Source organism: Brevibacillus antibioticus, assembly GCF_005217615.1.
Taxonomy (GTDB): Bacteria; Bacillota; Bacilli; order Brevibacillales; family Brevibacillaceae; genus Brevibacillus; species Brevibacillus antibioticus.
The window spans coordinates 2,942,221-2,966,352 of record NZ_SZNK01000001.1; the positions used below are offsets into that span (position 1 = coordinate 2,942,221).

Sequence of the window (24,132 nt, forward strand, 5' to 3'; positions counted from 1 at the left end):
CTCCTTTGTCCTTACTGCATGCGCATTTCCTTTTTCGCCAGAATCTTGTTGCATACATTCTTGATCGGAAAGTATACCAGTAAGCCAAAAGCGAGATTCAACAGCACACTAGGCAAAATTTGATGTGTCAAAATCCATTGAACATCGAAGGGGGCAGCGGAAAACAAGCGGAACAAGGAATACAAAAGCCACTCATGCCCGAACAAAATCAGGAAGCTGGTTATGAAAACCATCCCGAATCCTCTCTGGAACAAAAGAACAATCATCCCTGCAAAGTAGCTGGCCACCATCATGGACATGGTATAGATTCCAATTAGTTGCCCAAACAGGACATCTTGTAAAAATCCGAATGCGATCCCGTAATACAAACCTTCGCGCCTGCCGAGATACATTGAAATAATGATGCAGCATACAAGCGCAAACCGGGGTACCGTCATCCAAGACAGACCCCATGTACCAGGTGTAAATACTTGCATCACGGTTCCTTCCAAAACAAACATGATCACGACACCCAACGTCAATAAAAACCGAGCCATTACTGACCACCCCCGCTAGCAGGTGGAGCCGGCGGCACAGTTGTCTGCGTTTGTGTCTGGCCGGCTGGCTGTTGCGGGATCAATTCACCATTGGGAGCGATTGTGAAGTCTCGTTCCACTACCATGACTTCATTCAATTGTGAAAAATCAGCGCTTGGCTGGATGTAGGCGGTTTGAGTCAAGCCGTAATCGTCTGGCTCTACGCGAACAATATAGCCGATCGGCAAATTGCGAGGGACAACTCCTCCCAAACCGGATGAAATAACTTGCTGATCTTTTTTAATGGCCTGCCCCCAAGGGATTTTGCGCATGACGAGCAATCTCTTTTGCGCGTCGTACTCTTCAATGACACCACTAATTGGACGGAACACTGCATTACCATTGACCACCTGCTGCGTCAAAATATCCGCAGAAATATGGTCACGCCGTTCGTAGCTCGTCAACAATTCCACTGTAGCTGAAAAATTGGCTACACTCTGTACGCGGCCGATCATCCCTTTGGCTGTAATAACCGCCATATCCTTCTTGATGCCATGTTTCATTCCTTTGTCGATCGTGATGACGTTGTTCCAAGTATCAGGGTTTCTCGCCACGACTTCCGCATAGCGAAGGCGATAAGACTTGAGTGAATCTTTTGCCTGTAGCATTTCTCGAAGGCGATCATTCTCAGCCTTGAGCGTGTGCAGTTCAGCACTTAAACTGGCGTATTGATCCAGCCCTGCTTTAAGCGCCTTATTTTCTTCATATACGCCGTACGCTTCTTCAATTTCCTGAAAAAAGCCAGAAACAGCCTGGGCAGGGCGATAGAAAAAGCCCTGCACCACGCTGAAGGTATCTTTGAAAAACATTTCTGGCCAGGTCAGGCTAACCCGTTCACGAGAAGTGAAGCCCACGACGGAGATAAGCAGGACCAAGCCTACAAGTACAATGATAAGCCGCTTATTCCCGAAAAACGACATGCCCTACCCTCCGTTTATTTACCCCGTTTTAGTCGGGAAGAGGTGATGCCTTGCTTGGATTTGAACAGGTGAATGTTCTCCAATGCACGACCTGTTCCAATCGCTACGCAATCCAGTGCGTTTTCCGCGACATGCACGGGCATACCCGTTTCCTTACTTAGCAGACGATCCATGTTGCGCAAGAGCGCACCACCGCCTGTGAGTACAATTCCACGATCCATGATGTCCGCCGCGAGCTCAGGCGGACTTTTTTCGAGTGTTACCTTCACTGCTTCCACAATAGCCGTAATGGTTTCTGCCAATGCTTCCGCAATCTCTGTGCTGCTTACCGAGAGTGTTTTTGGCAATCCAGTTACAAGGTCACGACCACGAATGTCAACGTTTTCGACCTCATCAGGTGCAATCGCAGAACCGATCTCCAGCTTCAAGGTTTCTGATGTCCGTTCCCCGATCATCAAGTTGTAACGGCGCTTAATGTACTGAATGATCGCTTCGTCCATCTCATCCCCGGCCACACGAATGGAGCGGGATGTAACAATCCCCCCGAGCGAAATGATTGCAACTTCTGTTGTACCACCGCCAATGTCAACGACCATACTTCCAGTCGGTTCCCACACCGGCAGGTCTGCACCGATCGCCGCTGCAAACGGCTCTTCAATCGTATATGCTTCCTTCGCCCCAGCCTGCTTTGTAGCATCTTCAACCGCGCGTTTTTCCACCGCAGTAATTCCCGAAGGTACACAGACCATTACGTTTGGACGACGTGTAAACAGCCCTTGATTTTTCTGTGCTTGATTGATGAAATAGCGCATCATTGTCGCAGTTGTATCAAAGTCAGCGATAACACCGTCTTTCATTGGGCGAACCGCTACGATATTACCTGGCGTACGACCGATCATACTTTTCGCCGCATTTCCTACTGCTTCAATGGAATTGTTATTCGTACGAATCGCCACAACAGAAGGTTCACGCACCACAATTCCTTTACCCTTCACAAAAACAAGTGTATTGGCAGTGCCGAGGTCAATCCCCAAGTCACGTGTAAATCCACCAAACATAAAAAAACTCCTTCCAAATATTAATCCAAATGACAAGCATAAGAGAACCTCTTGCGAGGACTCTCCAAGGTTGAGCGACCGCGTTTTTGTGGAAGGCTTTCATATGCACAAGAACTCATAGACGGATCGATGATAAATCTTGTGCGTAAAAACATGTTACAAGTACCCTTGCTCCTTGAGACTAACGTACTTGCCTTCCCCGATAATAACATGATCCAACAATGAAATCCCCACCAGTTCGCCAGCGTCACGCAATGTTTGCGTAATCGCGATGTCTTCCCTGCTAGGTGTCGGATCACCGCTCGGATGATTATGTAGGCATATCACCGATGCGCTGCTACGACGGATCGCTTCTTTAAAGACTTCTCTCGGGTGTACGATGGAAGCGTCCAGACTGCCTACGAAAATCGTCTGCTTGCCAATCACGTGGTTCTTGGTATTCAGAAAGAGACAGACAAAATGTTCCTGTGTCAAATGAGCAAGCTCCGGCGACATCAAATCAGCTACGTCCCGTGGTAAACGGATAGAAGCCCTATACTCTCGAGGGACTCCCATCAATCTACGCCCAAGCTCAAACGCAGCATGCAATTCAATCGCTTTGACTGGACCAATTCCTTTTAGCTCTGTTAGCTCAGCATGAGAGGCTTGGGCTAAACCACGCAGGTCTCCAAACCTGGCTAACAAGCGCTGAGCCAGCTGATGAGCCGTCTCTTGTTCCCTGCCTGTCCGCAGTAAAATGGCAAGAAGTTCAGTATCAGACAGATGGACTGCTCCTTCGCGAAGCAGTCGTTCACGTGGACGGTCATAGTAAGGGACGTTTTTCAACAGCATTTTGTTACAGGTATTTGTTGCCATTTCATATCCGCCTCCAGCCATATTCACATTATCGAAAACGGCTGACATGGAGAGGTTCATGGAGGCATATGGCCGTCGCCGCTTGCTTCAAGCATGACAACTTTACAATATTGGCATCCCAAAACGTGTCAAAAGAGTAGACGTCAGGCCTAACGGAAGACCAACAACAGTGAAGTAGTCACCGTTTATTCCTTCCACGATCGTGGCTCCAATACCCTGAATGGCGTATGAGCCCGCTTTATCCATCGGCTCACCTGTCGCAATGTACGACTTGATTTCTTGCTCTGTTAAAGCTCGAATTCTTACATGTGTAAGACTATGTGAGACTTCCGCACGGCCTGTCTCCACATCTATCAAGGCGACTCCACTATAAACGGTGTGCTCTTGCCCCTGGAGCATGGACAGCATACGATATGCGTCCATTTCATCAACAGGCTTGCCCAGTATTTGGTCATCAAGAACGACTACCGTATCAGATCCTAAAACGACGCCTTCCGTCAAGCGAGAAGCCACTTCCTTGGCCTTGCGCAAAGACAATTCTTCTACTACTTCGCTCGCAGATAAATGCTCTGCTGTCGTCTCATCTACATCACTGGTGATGACGGTAAATGATAAGCCTAAAGTTTGCAGAAGCTCCCTTCGACGCGGCGAAGATGAAGCCAGAATGAGAGGAACATTTTTTTTCGTCATTTTTCAACCTACTTTATTCGTCGATGTATCCAAAATGCGAGGGCTAAGCCTCCGATACTGGCTAGATTTAGTTTTACCTGAAAGTTCAGTTCGTACTTCAAAATTTCTAAATCTGCCGCAGGCGACCAAGTAATCTCTTTGCTCTTGGTCAAAAAAGGTAGCCAGGGACTTAAAATCTCCCCGATAATGCTGCCAAACAAAAGACCACTCACCAACAGAAACACGAGAGTAAGCGTTTCTTTCCCCATTTTCCCAACTCCCTTTTTATAAGGGATTCTCTTTTTGCCAAACATAAGTTTAGCAAATGGGGAGAAGCGAAACAATCCCTGATTGCTCTTGGTAGTTACTGTATAGAAAGAAAAAGCCTCCTGCAAGAAAACCTTGCGGAAGACCATATAAACATACATTTATGTGGATGAACGTGCGTTTTGAATCCAACTTGCGTAGCTCTCGAAAAAGGCAAGGACCCCCGCCTGTACTTGCCACGCATAGGATTCGGCGCTTTCCACCTTTTTGCCGACGCTCGCTTCTGCCATTTTGTCCCTGGCTGCCAGCGCTTGATTCACCCCATTTACCATCCCGTCAAGCAATGGCTTCCAGGCTTCCTTGGCTTCGATTTTACGGCTTTCCTCCAGAAATTGGCGGTGAATTTCTTTGATTTGTGCCGTTTCTTTTTCCGTTGGCGAAAGTTGACCCGTCGTAATAATCAGCCCTGATTGTGCCGAAAGGGTTTGGACGAGTTTGACTCCGTGGGTGAAAAAGGCATTCAGGTTAGGTTCACCAGATGCGTTGGCCGCTTTTCCGACAGGGACAGACCCTTCAAAAGCGGGAAAGGAAAATTCCTTGACGTATATATCCATACCTTTGTTTTTCAGGTTGGTGGCAAAGCCTAGCACAGCATCTCTTGTGGGAGCAGCGGCAGCGAACATGTACTGCTTGCTTGCGTCCTTATAAAGCAAATGAGGAACCCCCGCACTCTCCAGTGGTTCTACAGCTGTTTGCGGCGATGTATCCGGCTGGAATACTCCTGCCTGTGCAACGTACATGTTTACGGCTGGCAGTTGTAAAGCTATCACTTTTTGACCCATTACGTTGCCATTCTTCGGCATCTCTTGCGTCGGCTGGCCTGCATTAGGCAAAGCGGGACCTGCCACGCCATTTTTCCCAGCCGTATGTTGAGTGCCTGCACCCGGCGTGGTCAGTGTCTGAACCGTTTCACTCAGAACGTTACCGTAAGACTCGGAAAACTCCTTTTGGGAAAAGACCGTCAAAACAAGAAATCCGAACAAGAGGCCAATTGCTACAGCCCCACCTGTTGTTACAGTCGTGCGCCAAAAGGGTCCCTTTGGCCATAACGCTGCGAGCCGACTCACCGGACTACTCCTGTATCCCTTCTCTTCGGTATCGTCGAAGGAATATTCGGATTCAACGGCGTCGTTTGACTTCTGATCAATTTCATCGTTCGGCTTCGTTTCTTTCACGGCAGCTCCACGTAGCTGCATCATGCGTTCCCATGCTTCGTTGCCCTTCTCTTTAAACGGGTCAGTAAACGGCAAGGAAGGAGCTTGAAAACGAATGCGTGGCGTATCATCCTTTGGGGTGCGCTTTCTACTTGCTTCCTTTGGTTTGTCGTCCCGCTTTTCATCCCAGAACCTTCCGTTCATTTTGACCGTTACACGATTTTTATTTTGTCCGCTCATACGCTTGCCCTCCTAGTCACAGGCTCTTTGTACTAGCTTACGTTTTGCTCGGACGGGTTATGACTTCTATCTAGGGATTCTAGTAAATTTGTTCTTTCTACTACTTTTCCCCATGCCATTTCAAGAGGCTTCACTCACATACAAAACGACAGCTAACCCAATCGTCACAAAAGGCGCAAACGGCACTTCGCATTTTATACTTACTTTTCGTATCAGCAACAAAACGAGAGAGACGAGCAAAGCTGCCAAGCTCGCAATCGTAAGAACGAGTATAAAATCGCGAACTCCAAGTCCATAGCAGACGAGGGCGAACAGCTTCACATCCCCCATCCCAAGCGTAAGCGGCCTGTGCCAGCTAATCCATCCAAACACCAGTAAACAGAGAATCGTAAAGAATCCAGCCATCAGCCATTCCATCGGCGAAGAAAGAACGAATTCCAGAAAAGAAATCAGTACAAACCCTGCAACTAATGCGCGATTGGGTATTCGCTTATGACGAAAATCTACCCACGAGAGGTACAGGCAGAGCAAGAATAAAATCACAGCCTTAGCCATTTCTTCTTCCCCCAGTCGAAAACTGTCCTTAAAGGATACCTACTATTCCTGGGACAAAAAAACTGTCCAGAACGGTTCTGGACAGCCTCTCGATTTATGGATATGGTTTACGGATTCCAAGTGAACATTAGGCCAGCGTGGACGAGACCGCCGCCAAACCCATACAACAGAATCGTATCCCCTGCCTTTACTTTGTCTTCCTTGATCCCCAAGGCGAGTGACAATGGAATGGTAGCCGCTGATGTGTTGCCGTAATGTGTCAGACTGTACAATGTCTTTTCGAGAGGGAAGTGGCTCTTCTCGCAAATAGATTCAATCATACGCAAATTGGCACTGTGCGGAATAAACCAGTCGACATCTTCGAGCGTTTTGCCCGCCCGGCTCACTACCTCCTGCATCCCTTTTGGAACAGTTGTTACTGCCCACTTGTACACTTCTCTCCCGTTTTGAACCATGCATCCATTCCCGCTCAATTCTCGTCCATCCATATGCGTTGACAAGCCCGATCGGTATACATGAATCCCACCGTCCCCCTTTGAGCCTAAATAGGCGGACAGAAAACCAGGAGTTGTAGAATCCTGCTCAACCAGCACGACCCCCGCTCCATCTCCGAATAGGATGCACGTCGTACGATCCGTATAATCGGTTACTTTTGTTAACGTCTCTGCACCTACTACCAACACTTTGCGATGCAAACCAGAGCTGATGAGCGCATTTGCCATATGGAGCGCGTACGTAAATCCTGCACAGGTAGCGGAGAGGTCCATCGCACCCGCCTGTTCGATTTGAAAATGTGCCTGAATTTGACTTGCAACGCTTGGGAATGGGTAGTCTGGCGTACTGGTCGCCACCAAAATCATATCGACATCACGGACATCCTTTTCGTAATTCGCGATCATATCGTGGATAGCAGCGATGGCCAGATCACTGGTAAATTCATCTTCCCTTGCCATACGGCGCTCATGAATACCCGTTCGTTGTAAAATCCACTCATTCGATGTTTCCACTAGCTTTTCCATATCTGTATTGGTAAGAACACGACTTGGCACATACGTACCGATAGCGGTAATTCGCGACTTGAAGAGGCCTGTATTTGTCATCATCCGATCATCACCTTTCTTTTTCATGATCTGATTATAACACTAGATATTAGTATCTGGTACTAATTTTTGAGTCAACATAGTGGAGGAGAAGAAAAAGCACAGGTCTCTTCGACTCTGACACGCCAGCAAGGGGATTCACTGGGCGTCTCCACTACAAAAAGGGGACCGTCGAGCCAAAGCCACCCTACGGGCGGAAGTTTCTCAAGGGAGAAGTGTTCGACAAGCGGGTCCCCTTTTTGTAGTTCCGACTGGGTAGGCGTTGTCAAGGTCTACGAGCCCTGTGCTTTTTCTTCTCACCAGCATTGCTAGTATCTCGAAACCTTTTTAAATATGTGGTAGCTCATTCTTAGCAAACCTTCCAATAGTAAATAAAAAGACTTGAAACCCGTAGGTTCCAAGTCTTCATGTGTCTCTATCCGTTATTTTTCTAGCTTCTCAGCCAGCCAATATGCGGATTTCCAAATATCTCCTGCACCCATTGTTAACACGAGATCGCCCTCTTGCAATCCTTTGAAGACATGCTCCTGCATTTGTTCCTTCGTCGGAATGTACTGCGCACGCGGGTGGCTGTTGGTGCGGATTTTTTGCACCAGCACCTCGGAGGTAACTCCTTCGATTTTTTCTTCTCCGGCCGGGGAGTAGATATCCGTGATGATCACTTCGTCTGCTTCTGCAAAGGCACGGCTGAATTCATCCATGAGGAAATATGTGCGTGTGTAGCGTTGTGGCTGAAACACAGCGATTACACGTCTGCCCGATGCCCTTGCCCCGCTTAGTGTCGCGATAATTTCCGTCGGATGATGCGCATAGTCGTCTACGACTAGGACGCCTCGTGCATCCCCGATAATTTGAAATCTACGCTTGGCACCGCTAAAAGTAGACAATGCCTGTGCAATTTTATCAAAGGCAAGACCAGCATCTAGGCAAACAACGATCGCAGCCAGTGCATTGGCAATATTATGCTTGCCTGGAACCGAGAGGCATAATTCACCCAAGAGCTCATTCTGACGATAAATTTGGCACTTGCTGCAACGATCACCACATTCAATTGAAACGGCAGAAAAGCCTGCTTGCGCTGTAAAATTCGGATCGACTGCATACGTCACGACCGTTTTTTCAACAGATGGCATGACTTCGCGCACGATTGGATCATCGATGCACAGGACCGCTTTTCCATCCGGTTTGAGATGGCTCAAGAACTGAACGTACGCCTGTTTCAAATTGTTGAAGTCGCCATCGAAATGCTCCAGATGATCTGGTTCGATACTCGTCACAATTTCATACATCGGTCTGTATTCCAAAAAGGAACCGTCGCTCTCGTCTGCCTCGGCAATGACATAATCACTGGTACCTGCCTTTGCGTTGGTACCAGCACTCATCAATTCACCGCCGATGATGAAAGTCGGGTCTACACCGCACTCTTCCAGCACGTGAGAGATCATCGATGTCGTGGTCGTTTTGCCATGTGCTCCGGCTACTGCTACTCCTGTGCGTTCATTCAATATGCGAGCAAGCATTTGGGAACGGTGCATAACCGGAATTCCTAATGCTTGACCTGCGATCACCTCAGGATTGTCTTTGGAAATACTGGTGGAGTATACGATGCTGTCTGCTCCCTCCACGTGGGCAGCATTATGGCCGATATGAATGACCGCCCCTCTTGCTTCCAGCTTTTTCGCCAAATCGTTCATGGCGACATCGGAGCCGGTTACCTTGTATCCAAGGTCGATCAAGACGCGGGCAATGGCACTCATGCCATAACCGCCGATGCCCACAAAGTGGACGTGTTGGGCCTGATCCACCCTATTCACCTGCCTCTTCTACTATAGTTGGAAAGAATGCGCGTACTTGGGCGATGAAGTAGAGCGATCCGCAGACGACCAACCAGTCATCCGCCTTCGCTGATTGCTTCTCCCGCATCCAAGAAAGGAGAAACGCCCGCCAGTCTGGGACTGCATCGAGAAACTCTTGCTCCCAGCCACCGGCTAAAAACGAATCTTGTAAGCTATTGGCTTCGGCTGCACGTGGGAAGTCAAAAGTCGTCACATGCAGCTTTTGGATTTTTGACTTTACTGGTGCGAGCGACTCTGCCATTTTGGCAAGCGGCTTATCTGCCAATCCAGAAAAGAGCAAATGCAACTGTACTCCATCCGGCAACAACCGATCCAGACTGCTTACAAGCGCCTCCATTCCTTCCTGATTGTGTGCTCCATCCAAGATAACCATTGGTCTTGGAGAGATGACTTCTAGACGACCAGGCCAACGCGTTTGTTGCAAACCGCGAGATATTTCTTCTTCCTCCAGCAAGAAAGAGAAGTAATTCCGCAGGATATCGATGGTCATTAAAGCAACGGCTGCATTCGTTGTTTGGTGAATGCCATTCATGGTAAGACGGTAGGATGCTTCCGCACGACGGTGAATGCTTTTGTAACGGAACTGTTGGTCACCCAGCTGCTCCTCTACCTGCTCTGCCTGAAAATGCTCACCTATATGGTATATCGTACTCTTCATTTGTCTCGCGCGCTCCTCAAAAACCGCGAGAAGTTCCGGCCTAACCTCACCTGTGACGACAGGAACACCCGGCTTGATAATCCCCGCTTTTTCCCGGGCAATATCTTCCAAGCTTTCTCCCAACACTTGTGTATGGTCCATGCCGATATTCGTGATGACTGAAACAAGCGGAAGGACGACGTTCGTTGAATCCAATCGCCCGCCTAATCCTGTTTCCCAAACGACTACCGCTGGTCTCGCCACTCTTGAAAAATAAAGAATGGCGATCAGCGTAATTACTTCAAATTCGGTAGGGGAACCGAACTCTGTTTCTTGTTCGCATCGTTGCACCCATACCTTGACTTCATTTACCAACTGCAATAGATCTTCTTCCGCGATCATGCTGCCGTTGTAACGGATACGTTCACGGAAATCCACCAAATAGGGGGAGGTAAATGTCCCTACACTATATCCGGCTTCCATCAGCATTTGTGACAGGAATGCGCAGGTTGAACCTTTTCCATTGGTGCCAGCCACATGAATAAATGGGATTCTCCGCTCAGGATGTCCTACTTGCTCCAAAACCCACTGCATTCTCTCTAGCCCCGGCCGTTGACCGAACCTGAGCAGTCCATGCAGCCAGTCGAGCGCTTGGGTGTATTCTACAAACCCTTCTTCTGCATGCATACCACAATGCTCCATTCTCAAAAATATGCGATGGTATGGCGGATCATTCGCCCTTCAATTCAGCAAGCCGTGCAATCACTTTATCCCGCTTATCCATGTAGTCTGCCATCTTCGCTTTTTCTTCTGCGACTACTTTTTCAGGTGCCTTGGCCATAAATCCAGCATTGTTGAGCTTTTTCTCAATACGCTCCACTTCGCCATTGAGTGTCGCCACTTCTTTTTCCAGGCGGTTCAGCTCTTGCTCGATATCGATCAAGCCTGCCAGTGGAAGGAACAATTCTGCTCCCGTGATCACAGCAGACATCGCTTTTTCAGGCATAGCCAGATCCAGACTGATTTCCAGACGTTCAGGGTTGCAGAAACGGGTAAGGTACTGCTCACCGCGTGTCAGACGCTCAGCGGACAATGCATCGCTTGGTTTGATCAAGAGCTCAATTTTCTTGGACATCGGTACGTTTACTTCTGCACGGATGTTGCGTACGCTGCGGATGATATCCATCAACTGATTCATTTCGCTTTCTGCTTCAGCAAAAATCCATTGCTCGTTAACGGTTGGCCAAGGTGCTACTGTAATGCTCTCGCCTTGATGAGGCAATGCCTGCCAGATTTCCTCCGTGATGAACGGCATGAACGGATGCAACAGCTTCAGCGTTTGATCCAAAACCGTAACCAGAACGGATTGGGTCGTTTTCTTCGCCGCTTCATCTGTACCGTACAGTGGTAGCTTCGCCATTTCGATATACCAGTCACACAGGTCATCCCAAATGAAGTTGTAAAGGACACGGCCTGCTTCACCGAATTCAAATGCGTCAGACAGACGGGTTACATCTGCGATTGTCGCTTGCAGGCGGGAGAGAATCCATTTGTCTGGGGTAGACAGCTCACCGCTCAAATCGATTTCTTCGTATTTGAAGTCAGTCAGGTTCATCAAGGCAAAACGGGACGCATTCCAAATCTTGTTCGCGAAGTTGCGGTTTGCCTCCACCTTTTCCCAATAGAAGCGTTGGTCATTTCCTGGGGAATTCCCTGTCGCCAGTGTGTATCGCAGCGCATCTGCTCCGTACTTCTCAATCACTTCCATCGGATCGACACCGTTGCCAAGTGATTTCGACATTTTGCGGCCCTCAGAGTCGCGAATAATGCCGTGGATCAAGACGGATTCAAACGGACTTTTCCCGGTAAATTCAAGACCTTCAAACATCATGCGAGCAACCCAGAAGAAGATGATATCGTAGCCTGTTACCAGGACATTCGTTGGATAGAAGTATTTCATGTCCTCGGATTCTTCCGGCCAGCCCAGCGTCGAGAACGGCCATAGACCAGAGGAGAACCATGTATCGAGAACGTCGTTGTCCTGCTCCAGCTTGTGGCTGTGGCAGCTTGGGCACTCAGTCACATCCGCGCGAGATACAATCGTTTCGTTACAATCTCCGCAATACCATGCAGGAATTCGGTGACCCCACCAAAGTTGACGGGAGATGCACCAGTCGCGAATGTTTTCAATCCAACGCAGGTAGTTCGTCTTGAAGCGCTCTGGGACGAATTTCACACTTTCAGGGCTATTTGCATTAGCTAGTGCTTCGTCAGCCAAAGGCTGCATTTTTACGAACCATTGGGTAGAAAGGTATGGTTCTACGACTGCATCACTGCGCTCACTATGTCCAACCTGATGGATATGCTCCTCAACCTTGAACATAACACCTTGCTCAGTCAAATCTTTGATGATTTGCTTACGGCAGGCAAAGCGATCCAAGCCTTTGTAGATACCAGCCAGCTCGTTCATCGTGCCCGTCTCATCCATGACAACGATTTGTGGAAGCTGATGACGAAGACCCAATTCAAAGTCATTCGGATCGTGTGCTGGCGTAATTTTTACAGCGCCAGAACCAAAAGCAGGATCAACGTAATCATCAGCGACGATTGGAATTTCACGTCCTACGATTGGCAAAATCACGGTTTTGCCGATCATGTCCTTGTAACGCTCATCTTCTGGATGTACCGCAACAGCCGTATCACCGACCATCGTCTCCGGACGGGTTGTAGCTACTTCGATATAACCGGTGCCATCTGCCAATGGGTAACGCATGTGATGCAGCGCACCTTTTACTTCCTTGTAGATTACTTCGATATCGGACAGAGCCGTGCGGGCAGCAGGGTCCCAGTTAATGATACGGTTACCGCGATAGATCAAGCCTTTTTCGTACAGACGAACAAATACTTCGCGTACAGCTTGGGACAAGCCCTCATCCATGGTAAAACGCTCGCGGGAGTAATCCAGTGCAAGACCGAGCTTTTCCCACTGCTCACGAATATGCGAGGCGTAAATGTGCTTCCACTCCCATACCTTCTCCACGAATTTTTCGCGGCCCAGATCATGGCGAGAGATGCCTTCTTCACGCAAGGTAGCTTCTACCCGTGCTTGGGTTGCGATACCGGCGTGGTCCATACCTGGCAAGAACAAGGCGCTATAACCTTGCATACGCTTGGTACGCGTAATGATATCTTGCAATGTCGTATCCAGCGCGTGGCCCAAGTGCAATTTACCAGTTACGTTCGGCGGTGGAATAACAATCGTAAACGGACGTTTATTCGGGTCACGTTCTGCCTTGAAAAATTGTTTTTCGATCCAATACGGATACCATTTGTTTTCTGCTGCTTTTGGATCATAATTTTTCGGCAGCAATTGGTCGATGTCGGTTGTTGGCTGTGTAGACATGTACGACTCCTCCTATTAGCATTACTTGCTTTGCAAAAAATAAAAAAACCCTTCATCGCAAAGGACGAAAGGATTATTTTCGCGGTACCACCTTTGTTAACACACGATAAACGTCATGCTTATGCTGTGTTCACTCTGACAAGATAACGGTTGCGAACCGGTCCCGGCTAGGCACATGCTTTCACCGAAAAAACTCCTGGGCGACCTTCAGCCATTCATGACCTTAGAGAATCTCGCAGCTACTGATTCTCCTCTCTGCCAAGGCGTCCTGACTTACTCTTCCCATTCATCGTTCATATCGTATGTAGTTGTCTTATTATTAGCTTCCACTATTATATACAATCACGCTGTTTGGCGTCAAACCCGGGTTTCGCCCACTTTTCCAACGGCAATGCCCAATGCTTCGGTAAAACCAAGCACGCTCAAAATATCGAGAATTTCTTCTCGGACATTGACGATTTCTACCTGTTTGCCCATGGCCAACAGTTCTTTCGTGGTAAAAAACAGGCTTCCAATACCGGAAGAATCTACAAAGGAGACACCTTGAAAATCGACGGTAACGGATTGATTTCGCCCTCCATACTGCTGGAGCAATTCACCTACTCGATCTCCTACAGCCATGTCCAACTCTCCGCCGAAAAACAATGTAGCTTGTCCGTTCGCCTCAGTTGCGCGGTAGTCCATGCTCAAACTCCTCTCAATAGGTATCGGTACACCCAATCTGCTCGTCCTTTTACTATATTACCCATTTTCATTCACTTACAAACATTTGGCTTTTTGGAAATCGTTATTTTAACGAGAAAGGATACATTCTAAAATAAGCTTTGTACCTGCCATCGAGCTGCTCAAATAAACACGATCACAGTATTGCAGGATCACGTGAAAACCGGCCCCAAGCGAGTGACGTGTAGAAAATCCTTGCTGTAAGGTAGCTCGCGGAATATCCTCGAGCAAAATTCCTTGTCCTTCATCATGGATCACAGCCCGGCACATCTGCCTGTCATTCGATAGGTATAACGTAACTACACCGCCATTTCCGTGCTTCAACGTATTGGAGGCAGCTTCGTTGACCGCAACGAGAAACTGCAGCAATCGTTTATCAGAAATGCCTTGTGGTTCCAAGGCTTGCTTAAACAATTTACGCAGTTCTGCAAGCTGCTCCGGAAAACGGATATCGATCGCCAAGAGCATATGCCCTTCCCGAAGCAAGAAAAACAATTCTTCATCACTGAGCAACAACAGCTTACCTTCTGTGACCACACCCAGAATATCTCTGTAGATCTCCCATTCCCGTCTTTTGCGTTTTCGTTCTTCTGCAATGACGGCCGTGACATCAATCAAGGCGATTCCACAAGTCCGATCTGGCAATACAGATGTGTATAATTCAAACACCTTTGTGCCATCAGTGGTGACAATTTGCTCTCTCACAGGTCTGCCCGTTCCAGCCGCCTCTTCGACTAGTCGTTGCATTTCTCGCTCTACTTCCACATTCGCACGAACGTCCCCCAGCGGACGCACTTTCCCTTCATCGTAAAGATAGAGGAAAATAGTCTCGATCTGACGCAATATCGATAGCTTTTGAATCTCTTGCTTTATTAATCGCCCCCGCTCGTCGTCTCGATCCTCCCAATGTAACAAGACGTCTGTAGGGTCCAATTCGCCACTCATGTGCCACGTGTGAAATTCTTCCAGAAGCAATCGCTCCAGAACATCTTCCCGTCGCAAAACTTTTTCGATATCGATAATGTAGTACGGATCACCTGCTATACCACGCAATCCGCTACCGATAATTCGGAAATCATAGGCGAGCTCTATTTCTATGCGTCCGTGCAAAACATGATCAGAACTGCTTAACCCAATGGTCGTCCGGCTCACTGCTACCAGCTTCGCCTGGAACGATTCCATCGTTTCTAGGTTCGTCACCTTTACAGTGCGGGTCGGAACTACTTTGTTCGCTGCACCGCCAGAACGTAGCGCGACAAGGCAATTATCACAAGTGGGATTGTCCGGACAACGCTCACACAAAATCACAGTTCATCCTCCTATTCACTGACGCAACTACACGAGGGCAATACTCTCTTCAGGCTCAAATTGAAGAATCAACACAGAAATATCATCCGTTTGTTGTCGCTGCTGTGTTATCTCCATTAAGTAGGACTCAACTCGATTCATCGACTCCTGCTTACTATCACTAGACATATTTAATAAGGAGGTTAGTTCTTCTAGCCAATGCCTGCTGCCTCGAAGCACTTCTTTTCTCCCTGTATCCAGCAAACCATCTGTGTAAAGTAGTAGCATGCCCTCTTCTTCTAAGGGTACCTCCTCCATTTGGTACTTGCTATCGGGCGAAAGCCCTAGGCCGACCCCACCCTTGCTAGCTAACACGGTTTGATTCGACTTGGACAAATAAAAAGGCTGTGGATGTCCTGCCCTGCTAAATCGAATTTTGTGTTCCACCTCATCATAGACAGCAACCAGCATCGTAATGTAAGAACGGGTTTTCATCAAATCTGCATAAAGCAACTCATTGAGTCTTTCCAAAATCTCATCCGGCAAATAGCTGGACTGTAAAACCTGCCGGACTGCAATCCTAATCCCCGTTGCCCAAATACTGGCCAAAAAACCGTGCCCAGACACATCCGCAATGATAAAACAGGTGTAGCGATCATTGATTTGTCTATAATCGATGTAATCTCCGCCTACATAATCGACGGGTACGTAAAACATTCTTGTTCTCAAACTGGTTAACTGCAATTCTTCTGTGGGAATGAGCATCGACTGCATGCGTCTAGCCAGCTTCATCTCCATCTCGATTTCTCGTTGTCCTGATGATTGGTCCTGTTGACATCTGAGGATCAACGCTCGAATGTTCACGAGGAGCAGTCCATAAAAAGATTTCTCCAGTTCCTTTAGCTCACGGTCATTGACGTTACTCTGGGCGAATAAACGTACATAACGCGGTGTTTGAGCGGTGTCACACTGTTCCGAGACAACAATGCGCTCCTCTACTTCGCGCTGTACTTTTCCGCTCTCTTTGCTGCCACGCTCAATTTGAAAATAGACAATACCTAGAGCCGATTCAAACGTGATCGACAGAAAGCAAGGCTTGTCCATTTTCACGAACCACGTATCGACCAACTCTTCTATAAATGGCATGAGCCTCTCGTAATTGACTTGGCGCTTGCTTTGCTCATTGCTGGTCATTACCAGATACTCATAATTCTGTTTCAATTCCATTAGTTTGACCAATTGATGATTCATCCCCGAGCCACTCCCATACACTCTATAGCATACTTGTTTCTTTCGGGAATTGCGGAAAGGATTTTGGCAATTTTCAAAAACATTGTGATCACCTTTATTCGTTTCGTCCTAGCCTTCCTGCCCTACACCTTCCCTTTTCGGGCACCATTCAAACCACTATCTACTTTCCACGAAAATGTTTTAGGCGTTTGTTCAAGGTTGTAGACACTGTCCAAAGTCACCGCGCATATGCTGGAATGAGGTGATTGTGATGAATTTTCGTTGGAAGTATAACCCCACGTATTTACGGATCAAATACGGATGCAAACAGGTGCTCTTTCCGCTGTTGGTTTTTCAGTTTGTCCGAACGGTTGTGTTTCCTACCTCCTTTGATGTCATCCTTCTTGGTTTGCTGGCCATGCTCTATGTTGCCATCTCTCTTGAATGGTTATAAAAGAAAAACAACGCCCCACGCGGTGAGACGTTGCTCATTAAAAGGCTTGCTGGACCCAACGATGCAGGCGCATCAGGCGGTCCATATCTTTTTCAAAACGTTGGACAGCATAAAGCTCGCTCCACTCGCGGGGATGATGGTAATAAATATCCAAGTCCCTCATGATCCTCTCCGGATAGGACAGAAACGAAGCCATCAGTTCAATTTCTTCCGTTTGCAGCGGAAATATCTCGGCGTAGCGATGGAATAGTTGAGAAGCCCCAACCTCATCCCCCGCCATTTGAAAATAAGTGCGATAAAACAGCGTCAAATCGCGTACTGGTGTATCAAAACTGGCACGATCAAAATTAAGCAGCCGTCCTTTCCCCGATCGATCTGGCACAACATGCTCTGGATTCGGGTTACCATGGATCAACGATAGGCGAAAATGAGCATGTGTCTCATGACGTTCTTTCCAATCGGTCAATAAGTCTGTCGCTGTTTGGGCCATCTCCTCAATAAACTCCTTATTTGCCAAAAACACCAGATCAAAAGGGGAAGGGTATTTACGTTCCTGCGCAACAGTTGCCGCCTTATTCATTTGGTCTTGCCAAGATTGCCAACGATTAAGCAAAGAGTCGACAAGTGGCTCTACCTGTCTCGGATCATCGTAGCGATAGTTTTGTGTCAAATGATGAAGTTCTGCCAAACGCTCCAAGGCAGGGGGCGCCCAAGACAATGGTTGCTCGGCCCATTCCTCACTTCCTGGCTGCCAGGGGGTTACGTAAAAGACAGTGCTACCCTGTTCAACAAAAGGATCGTCGTATTTCGTGTACGTAAAAGGAACGGCCCCATCCCATCCGCGGTGCTGCAATTGACGCAGCATATCGCTGACGAAAACAAGACGTTGAGCGGGTATTTGCGCTCGTTTGCATACGAAAGAGCCGTAGGGAGTCGTCGCCTTAAATACATTTGGCTCCTTTAAAACGTCAATGCTCTGGGCATACATGTCATACTCTTTGAACAAAGGAGCAATGTCATCATACCGACTCATAGACTCCCTCCCTCCTCGAACGCTCGGCCCGCTCTGCAATATGCCGAAGCAGCAAGTCGACAGATTGTTGGCTCTGCAAAGCGTGCTCAATACCAGCGATCGACGCTTCTTTGTCAAGCGATACGCGCTTCACATACGATTCGATACTCCTGTACACTTCACGAGGACGAGCCATAAAGGCGAGTATCAACGAATAGTTTCCGTAGGTGAGTGGCTTGATTTCTTCATAGCCGTCAAAAAAAGCGTCAATCTGCTTCAGATCCTTGTGGGTTAAAAAGTGATCGCGCAAAAAGGTGGCAACGTCGCGTTGCTGGACTGAAATTACTGGCCTGAAAAAACCTCTCAAGTACAGCTTCCCGTTTACCATTCCCCAGTTGTCACGCAAAAGGTCCCGATGGGATACAGCAACCGCCTCCGGAGTAATTCGCTCATGGGCAAGCATCGCAGCGGAACGGTCCATTCTTTGCAGCATAGGGGTCATGAGTTCCGATACCCAACGATTTTCCTTAGAATCCCGTCCAGATTTGGCTCGAAATGATTCGACCAGCTCTTTGGCACGTCTTCCTTTTTCTTCGACGTGCAGCTTTTCTTGCTTGAGTAAATCACTTCCGGACAGTAAAGGACTTTCCTGCTGAGAATGATGCATCATCGCGACCACGCGTCCGCATTGCCTCGCAATGTCTTGGCCGGGCTGATAGTCTTCGAATTGACGGTGGTGGTCGGTCATGGTAACGCCGCGTTTGCCCAAAATCAAAAATGGCTTGGTGTCTCTCGTCCGAATAAACCGCTCTACTTCTCGAAACCCCTGACGAGCCAGTCGTTCGCGCCAGGCAAACGACCAGCGCATCACATCTACACGCGGCCAAACGTGGAGTTCTTTGGGGCCCCGGTTTGTCTCCAGTAAATAGCAATCATCAAGGGGCGTAATTCGGATTACGCGCGCACGATATTGCTGGCAAACCTCGGAGAGATCAATTTTATCCACGGTCCCCCACTCCTCTATTGTGGGATGTACAAAATCTGCCCTGCTACGAGCTGCTCGGAAGCTAATCGGTTTACTTCCACGATTTTGGAAACAGGTAAGGAGTATCGCTGTGCAATATTCTCCAACGTCTCATCTCGCTGAATAATGCACATTTTCAGCTGACTGGAACGCTCTTCTTTCCTCCGAACAAACGATGTGAGATTTTGCATGGCCTCCACCGTAGAAGGGCTGGAATTCGCCGCAGAGCCATGTCGTGAAGAGCTAGATGAAGATTCCGCCTCCTGCGCCATCGCTTCCTGTTTGGCACGACTCGCTTGTGAGAAGATGGAAGTAATGTTCACGCTACTTCTTTCTTCGTGGGAGGGTTTCCCTGAAATCGCCACTCGTACTTCTACATCTTCGGCAGCAGCCTCTGGTTGTGCAACGACTGGTTCTGCTTCTTGCTCAGGTTCTGACTCGGATACAACACTGGCTTCCACCGCTTCTTGCACCGATTCTTGCACTGCTTCTTGCTTCGCTTCTTGCACTACTTCCTGCGACTCTGCTTCGACTGACGAGCCAGTAGGTTCATTGGAAACTTGCTGGTATGCGATTGCCTGTTGCTCGTGTATAGCCAGTACAGGCTCCTCATGTCCTTGTTCTTTTTCGGCGATTTCTCTCATCTGCTCTTGCTCATCTGCCAATACTGACTCCTCCGAATAGGCGACAGAAGAATCGTACGAAACAGATTGTTGGGAATCGAAGTCATACGAAATAGGAGCAGTGTCCCAGGACTCTGGAGGATTGGACTGTGCCGCTTCCAACACATCCCCATATTGCTCGTAGTATTCTTCGTCATCGGATTGAGCAATTGCCGGAGTATCGAACATGGAAGGGGATTCAGTTGATTCATAGGATGCTGGCAATGCCTGCCGCTCCAATTCCTCCTCCAGTGCACTCAGCTTTTGATCAATATCATCGAGAGACGTCTGTTCCGAATATTCTTGCCCATCATCCCTTGCAGCGAAGGTGTATTCCCAAGCTCCTTCGCTTGGACTAGCAGCCTGCGTTTCAGTCTGCTCCGCTTTTTCAGCTCTATCCCCCAGGACTATCCCCAAAATCTTCAGATCGGCATCGATCAGCATTTGATGTGGTGATTCCAGTTTGTAGTCAAAACTGTCCACAATTGCGTAGATGTCTCCGATCTCGGTAATCCGATCCAATGGAATGGTGATGTTTAACGGAATGCGATGACCGATCTGTTCCTCCCAGCCGTAAAAGGCTTGATCCGATGCTTCCTGGCGAAAGGGAGTAAAAGTCATGGCCTCAACCAGCGATTCTCCTTCACCGCCTGTCGCTTCTGCGGCTTCCCTGATTGGCTCGTACTTCCCTACTAATTGCAAGCAACCCGTGATCGAGATGTAGGAGTCATTTTCCAACACCTCCACATCTGGAACCAATTCCAGCTCTTGCAATTCACCTATTCCAGCTCTATCGGATGAGAGGAAAATGGTCTCCTTGATGGCAAAAGAGAGTTGCCCATCCTGTAATGCCATTCGTGCTCCTCCTTTCAAGTGCAGGACATTTCCCTATACTATATGGACAGGACGAGCCGTTTAGCACCGAAAAAAAAGGAAAAACCGGGGTTACCTATCTCCCCGGTTTAACAGACGCAATCCATTCTGCTATTGCTTTTTTCCCCTGATCAATACAATCTGGCACACCTACGCCACTGTACGACGCACCTGCCACAAAAACACCAGGGAGTTTTTCTTTTAATTGATTGTTCACATCCTGCACCCAAGCCTGATGTCCGACCACATACGGAATGGCATTTTGCAAGCGTGATACGTTATAAAAATCCGGCTCTGCTCGAATTGTCATGATCTTGCGCAGATCGCGGAGGACAACCTCCAAAATTTCCTCATCCGTCTGCTCCATGAAGGATTGCTCTCCTGCTCTCCCTATGAAGCTACGCAGCAAGGCTTTGTTTTTCGGCGTGGTATGGGGCCATTTGCGATGCGCCCACGTACACGCGGTAATTTTTGCTCCGGAGTTTCGCGGTACAATAAATCCTGTCCCTTCCATCCCTAAATCAATCGCTGACTCTGGAAATGCCATCGCGATGGTTGCAACCATATGCGGCTTCGCTTGTGGCAGGGTAGGAACTTGTACATAAGGACGGAACAGCGGTTCTGCGACAGCATGTGGCACGGTAAACAGTACCGTATCCGTCTCAATCGTTTCTCCATTTTTCAATACCAAGGTGTACTTCCCGTCTGGCCGTTTCACCAGTTCTTTGACACCGGTATTCTTCGAGATGACTTCTTCAGGCAGACGCTTTTCGATTGCCTCTACTAAGGACTGCAAGCCGTTCTTCAACGTCAGGAAGATGCCTTTTGGCTTTTCCTGCGTTTTTACTTGCGGGCGAGAATGCTTCATCGCTACGATCAAGCTGCGATGCTGCTCCTCCATTTTGGCGAATTGAGGAAAACTCGCAAGCAAGCTGAGCTTGTCGAGATCCCCGGAGTAGACACCGGACAATAAAGGCGCTATGAGATTATCAATAACTTCATTACCTAGCCTACGCCGGAAAAAGTCACCCACGGAGATATCGCCGTCTCCTTTTGATGCAGGAAGAACGAGATCCAAAGCTGCCCGAAGCTTGCCCGGCCAAGAAATGAGATCGGTCGTGACAAAAGGCATGAGCTTCGTCGGTACTCCCATGACCGCTCCTTCTGGTATAGCCTTCAGGCGATCCTGATGCCAAATATAAGCTTGGCCTGTGCTGTTGCGAACGAGATCATCCGCAAGCCCCAATTCCACTGCCAGGTCAGCCGCACTTGTTTTCCGCTCGAGAAACGAATCGGGACCTTGCTCAATCACAAAACCTTCGTGACGCCATGTCTTGATTTTCCCACCAAGTCGTCCCTGCTCTTCAATCAGTTGAAAACGGATGGGCAAGCCTTTTGCTTCGATTTCCTTTTGTAAGTAAAAAGCAGCGGACAACCCTGTGATACCGCCGCCTATAATCGTAATATGATAGGTATTATCGCTCATATGATCGATCCCCTAATTCGCCAGCTTCTTTCCGACTGCATCAGCCAGACAGGAAATGAACGCAGGTCTGGCGTTAGGCATCGCTGGACGATAATAATGTACCCCTAGCTCATCTGTAACCGCTTTGCATTCCACATCATTATCAAACAGAACTTCCAAATGCTCCGCAACAAATCCGACCGGACAGTAAACAAATGCTTGGTAGCCTTTTGCTTCGTACAGCTCTCTGGTCAAATCCTGTACATCAGGCCCCAACCACGGATCAGGTGTATTTCCGGCGCTTTGCCATCCGATTGCATATGTAGTGACCCCTGCTTGCTCGGCAATGAGCTTTGCTGTCTCTTCCAGTTGCATCGGGTATGGATCACCTGACTTCAAGATTTTTTCTGGCAGGCTGTGAGCGGAGAAAATCACGACTGCTTGTCCACGCTCTTCATCCGTCATCGTGGCAAATGTCGTTTGAATAGCATCAGCCCAATATCCGATGAAGCCTGGTTCCAAATACCAGCTCTCAATGCTGTGAATGACAGGTCCGCCAATGGCTGCGGAATGCTCTTGTGCCCGTCCATTGTATTCTTTGACGCTGTAGCTGGAATAATGAGGCGCCAGAACAAGACTGATCGCTTCCGTAATCCCATCTCGTTTCATTTGCTCTATTGCGTCTTCGACAAACGGAGCGATATGCTTCAAACCAAGATACCCTACAAATTCACGGTCTGGGTAGCGTTTGTTCATTTCCTGCTCGAGAGCGCGCACCTGTTCATCCGTAATGTCTGCAAATCGATTCAATCCATCTACAGCCTCGTAACGCGCCATCAGATCATCGAGCAGTTCTTGTGGTGGCTTACGACCACGACGAATGTGCGTATAGTAGGGTTCAATCTGTTCAGGACTACGTGGCGTTCCATACGCCATTAACAAGAGTCCGATCTTTTGCTTTGACATGTAAGCGCTCCTCCTGATTAGACGTCCCTTTTGTAACTATGGATGAACTTCGTCAGTTGTTGCAGCGTTTCTACTTTGGCATCAGGGAATACGCCGTGTCCCAAATTGAAAATGAAGCCCGGCTGTTTTGTGCCTTCATCCAAAATTTCCTTCGCCTTCGCTTCGAGCTTGTCCCAAGGAGCCAATAGCAGCGTTGGGTCCAAATTGCCTTGCAGCCTCTTCGTCACACCCATTTCACGAGCAGTCGTAATCGAAGTACGCCAGTCTAGACCAACCACATCAACAGGCAAGCGGTTCCAATCCATCAAAAGATGACCAGCGCCGATACCAAAATAGATCGTTGGCACGCCAGTATCTTTTAGCGCGTTGAAGATACGCGTCATGACGGGTGTAATGTACTCGCGGTAATCTTCGTCATTCAATGCACCGACCCACGAATCAAATACTTGCACAGCTTGTGCACCTGCTTTAATTTGCGCTTTGAGGTAGGTGATAGTCATATCGCCCAGTTTTTCCATCAGCGCCTGCCAAGCAGCTGGCTCGGTATACATGAATGCTTTTGTCTTATGATAGTGCTTGGAAGGGCCGCCTTCGATCAAATAGCTGGCCAGTGTAAATGGTGCACCTGAGAAGCCGATCAATGGAACAGATAATTGCTGACGCAAAATTTTAATGGACTCAAGAATGTATGGCACATGTGTTTCCGGATCGAGCTCAAGCAAACGCTCAACATCCTTCAAGGATTCGATTGGGTTTGCGATTACAGGACCAATACCCGATTCGATATTCACATCCACGCCAATCGGTTTTAGTGGCGTCATGATGTCTGCAAACAAGATTGCAGCGTCAACACCCAGTTGCTCAACGGGCAGACGCGTCACTTCCGCGCAAACTTCCGGTATGTAGTTCATTTCAAAAAAGCTATGCTTCGCGCGGATGGCGCGGTATTCTGGCTGATAACGCCCTGCCTGACGCATGTACCAAACCGGGACATGCTCTGTCGCTTCACCGCGACATGCTTTCAAAAACGTATCGTTAAAAGTTTTTGCGGTCATGAATAAACCTCGCTTTGCACAATTATGTTTCC

The 24,132-nt window shown here is 48.3% G+C and carries 22 protein-coding genes and 1 other annotated feature; of the genes, 1 reads left to right on the forward strand and 21 read right to left on the reverse strand.

Going from position 1 to position 24,132, the window contains the following annotated elements:
- Positions 1–11 precede the first annotated feature (11 nt).
- The 15 genes from mreD to E8L90_RS13835 form a co-directional block, all read right to left on the reverse strand.
- A complete protein-coding gene (gene mreD, locus E8L90_RS13760; RefSeq protein ID WP_137029876.1) occupies positions 12–536 on the reverse strand; it encodes a rod shape-determining protein MreD in 525 nt (174 codons plus the stop codon).
- Entirely contained in the window at positions 536–1,495 is a 960-nt protein-coding gene (mreC, locus tag E8L90_RS13765; protein ID WP_137029877.1) for a rod shape-determining protein MreC, read from the reverse strand. The genes mreD and mreC overlap by 1 nt, the downstream gene beginning before the upstream one ends.
- A gap of 14 nt (positions 1,496–1,509) precedes the next feature.
- On the reverse strand, positions 1,510–2,553 hold the full coding sequence (locus tag E8L90_RS13770) for a rod shape-determining protein (protein WP_137029878.1): 1,044 nt from the start codon (positions 2,551–2,553) through the stop codon (positions 1,510–1,512).
- Between the two features lie 156 nt (positions 2,554–2,709).
- Positions 2,710–3,408 carry a RadC family protein gene (gene radC / locus E8L90_RS13775; RefSeq protein WP_137029879.1) on the reverse strand — a complete coding sequence of 233 codons (699 nt, stop codon included), beginning with the start codon at positions 3,406–3,408 and terminating at the stop codon, positions 2,710–2,712.
- Positions 3,409–3,510: 102 nt separating this feature from the next.
- On the reverse strand, positions 3,511–4,098 hold the full coding sequence (locus E8L90_RS13780) for a Maf family protein (protein ID WP_137029880.1): 588 nt from the start codon (positions 4,096–4,098) through the stop codon (positions 3,511–3,513).
- Positions 4,099–4,106: 8 nt separating this feature from the next.
- A complete protein-coding gene (locus E8L90_RS13785) occupies positions 4,107–4,346 on the reverse strand; it encodes a DUF4321 domain-containing protein (RefSeq protein ID WP_007726664.1) in 240 nt (79 codons plus the stop codon).
- 159 nt (positions 4,347–4,505) lie between these two features.
- Positions 4,506–5,798, reverse strand: coding sequence for a hypothetical protein (locus tag E8L90_RS13790; RefSeq protein ID WP_137029881.1), 1,293 nt, complete (start codon positions 5,796–5,798; stop codon positions 4,506–4,508).
- Positions 5,799–5,918: 120 nt separating this feature from the next.
- A complete protein-coding gene (locus tag E8L90_RS13795) occupies positions 5,919–6,353 on the reverse strand; it encodes a prepilin peptidase (RefSeq protein WP_137029882.1) in 435 nt (144 codons plus the stop codon).
- A gap of 107 nt (positions 6,354–6,460) precedes the next feature.
- Positions 6,461–7,456, reverse strand: a complete 996-nt coding sequence (locus E8L90_RS13800) for a ketoacyl-ACP synthase III (protein WP_137033440.1) — start codon at positions 7,454–7,456, stop codon at positions 6,461–6,463.
- Positions 7,457–7,875: 419 nt separating this feature from the next.
- On the reverse strand, positions 7,876–9,258 hold the full coding sequence (gene murC, locus E8L90_RS13810; RefSeq protein ID WP_137029883.1) for a UDP-N-acetylmuramate--L-alanine ligase: 1,383 nt from the start codon (positions 9,256–9,258) through the stop codon (positions 7,876–7,878).
- 1 nt (position 9,259) lies between these two features.
- Positions 9,260–10,633, reverse strand: coding sequence for a bifunctional folylpolyglutamate synthase/dihydrofolate synthase (locus E8L90_RS13815; RefSeq protein WP_137029884.1), 1,374 nt, complete (start codon positions 10,631–10,633; stop codon positions 9,260–9,262).
- 43 nt (positions 10,634–10,676) lie between these two features.
- Positions 10,677–13,349, reverse strand: coding sequence for a valine--tRNA ligase (locus E8L90_RS13820; RefSeq protein ID WP_137029885.1), 2,673 nt, complete (start codon positions 13,347–13,349; stop codon positions 10,677–10,679).
- Positions 13,350–13,406: 57 nt separating this feature from the next.
- Positions 13,407–13,648, reverse strand: a binding site (T-box leader).
- Between the two features lie 58 nt (positions 13,649–13,706).
- Positions 13,707–14,033 (reverse strand): STAS domain-containing protein, encoded by a 327-nt coding sequence (locus tag E8L90_RS13825; protein ID WP_137029886.1) that lies wholly within the window; start codon positions 14,031–14,033, stop codon positions 13,707–13,709.
- Positions 14,034–14,141: 108 nt separating this feature from the next.
- The gene (locus E8L90_RS13830; RefSeq protein WP_137029887.1) at positions 14,142–15,380 is read right to left on the reverse strand and encodes an ATP-binding protein; all 1,239 of its coding nucleotides are present in this window, start codon (positions 15,378–15,380) and stop codon (positions 14,142–14,144) included.
- Positions 15,381–15,407: 27 nt separating this feature from the next.
- Positions 15,408–16,610 carry a PP2C family protein-serine/threonine phosphatase gene (locus tag E8L90_RS13835; protein WP_137029888.1) on the reverse strand — a complete coding sequence of 401 codons (1,203 nt, stop codon included), beginning with the start codon at positions 16,608–16,610 and terminating at the stop codon, positions 15,408–15,410.
- A 250-nt stretch (positions 16,611–16,860) separates the two neighbouring features.
- Between E8L90_RS13835 and E8L90_RS13840 the strand changes: the two genes are divergently transcribed.
- Positions 16,861–17,043, forward strand: a complete 183-nt coding sequence (locus tag E8L90_RS13840) for a hypothetical protein (protein ID WP_026133903.1) — start codon at positions 16,861–16,863, stop codon at positions 17,041–17,043.
- A gap of 37 nt (positions 17,044–17,080) precedes the next feature.
- On the opposite strand, the gene E8L90_RS13845 is transcribed toward E8L90_RS13840, so the two are convergent.
- The 6 genes from E8L90_RS13845 to hemE all read right to left on the reverse strand — a co-directional run bounded on the left by E8L90_RS13845 (position 17,081) and on the right by hemE (position 24,100).
- The gene (locus E8L90_RS13845) at positions 17,081–18,076 is read right to left on the reverse strand and encodes a protein kinase family protein (RefSeq protein ID WP_137029889.1); all 996 of its coding nucleotides are present in this window, start codon (positions 18,074–18,076) and stop codon (positions 17,081–17,083) included.
- Positions 18,063–19,061 (reverse strand): phosphotransferase, encoded by a 999-nt coding sequence (locus E8L90_RS13850; RefSeq protein ID WP_137029890.1) that lies wholly within the window; start codon positions 19,059–19,061, stop codon positions 18,063–18,065. Before E8L90_RS13850 ends, E8L90_RS13845 begins: the two co-directional genes overlap by 14 nt.
- A 14-nt stretch (positions 19,062–19,075) precedes the next feature.
- Positions 19,076–20,596 carry a LysM peptidoglycan-binding domain-containing protein gene (locus E8L90_RS13855; protein WP_137029891.1) on the reverse strand — a complete coding sequence of 507 codons (1,521 nt, stop codon included), beginning with the start codon at positions 20,594–20,596 and terminating at the stop codon, positions 19,076–19,078.
- Between the two features lie 94 nt (positions 20,597–20,690).
- Positions 20,691–22,100, reverse strand: a complete 1,410-nt coding sequence (hemY, locus tag E8L90_RS13860; protein WP_137029892.1) for a protoporphyrinogen oxidase — start codon at positions 22,098–22,100, stop codon at positions 20,691–20,693.
- A gap of 12 nt (positions 22,101–22,112) precedes the next feature.
- The gene (gene hemH / locus E8L90_RS13865) at positions 22,113–23,045 is read right to left on the reverse strand and encodes a ferrochelatase (protein WP_137029893.1); all 933 of its coding nucleotides are present in this window, start codon (positions 23,043–23,045) and stop codon (positions 22,113–22,115) included.
- A gap of 17 nt (positions 23,046–23,062) precedes the next feature.
- Positions 23,063–24,100: a uroporphyrinogen decarboxylase gene (hemE, locus tag E8L90_RS13870; RefSeq protein WP_137029894.1), complete on the reverse strand. Its 1,038-nt coding sequence runs from the start codon at positions 24,098–24,100 to the stop codon at positions 23,063–23,065.
- Positions 24,101–24,132: the final 32 nt, after the last annotated feature.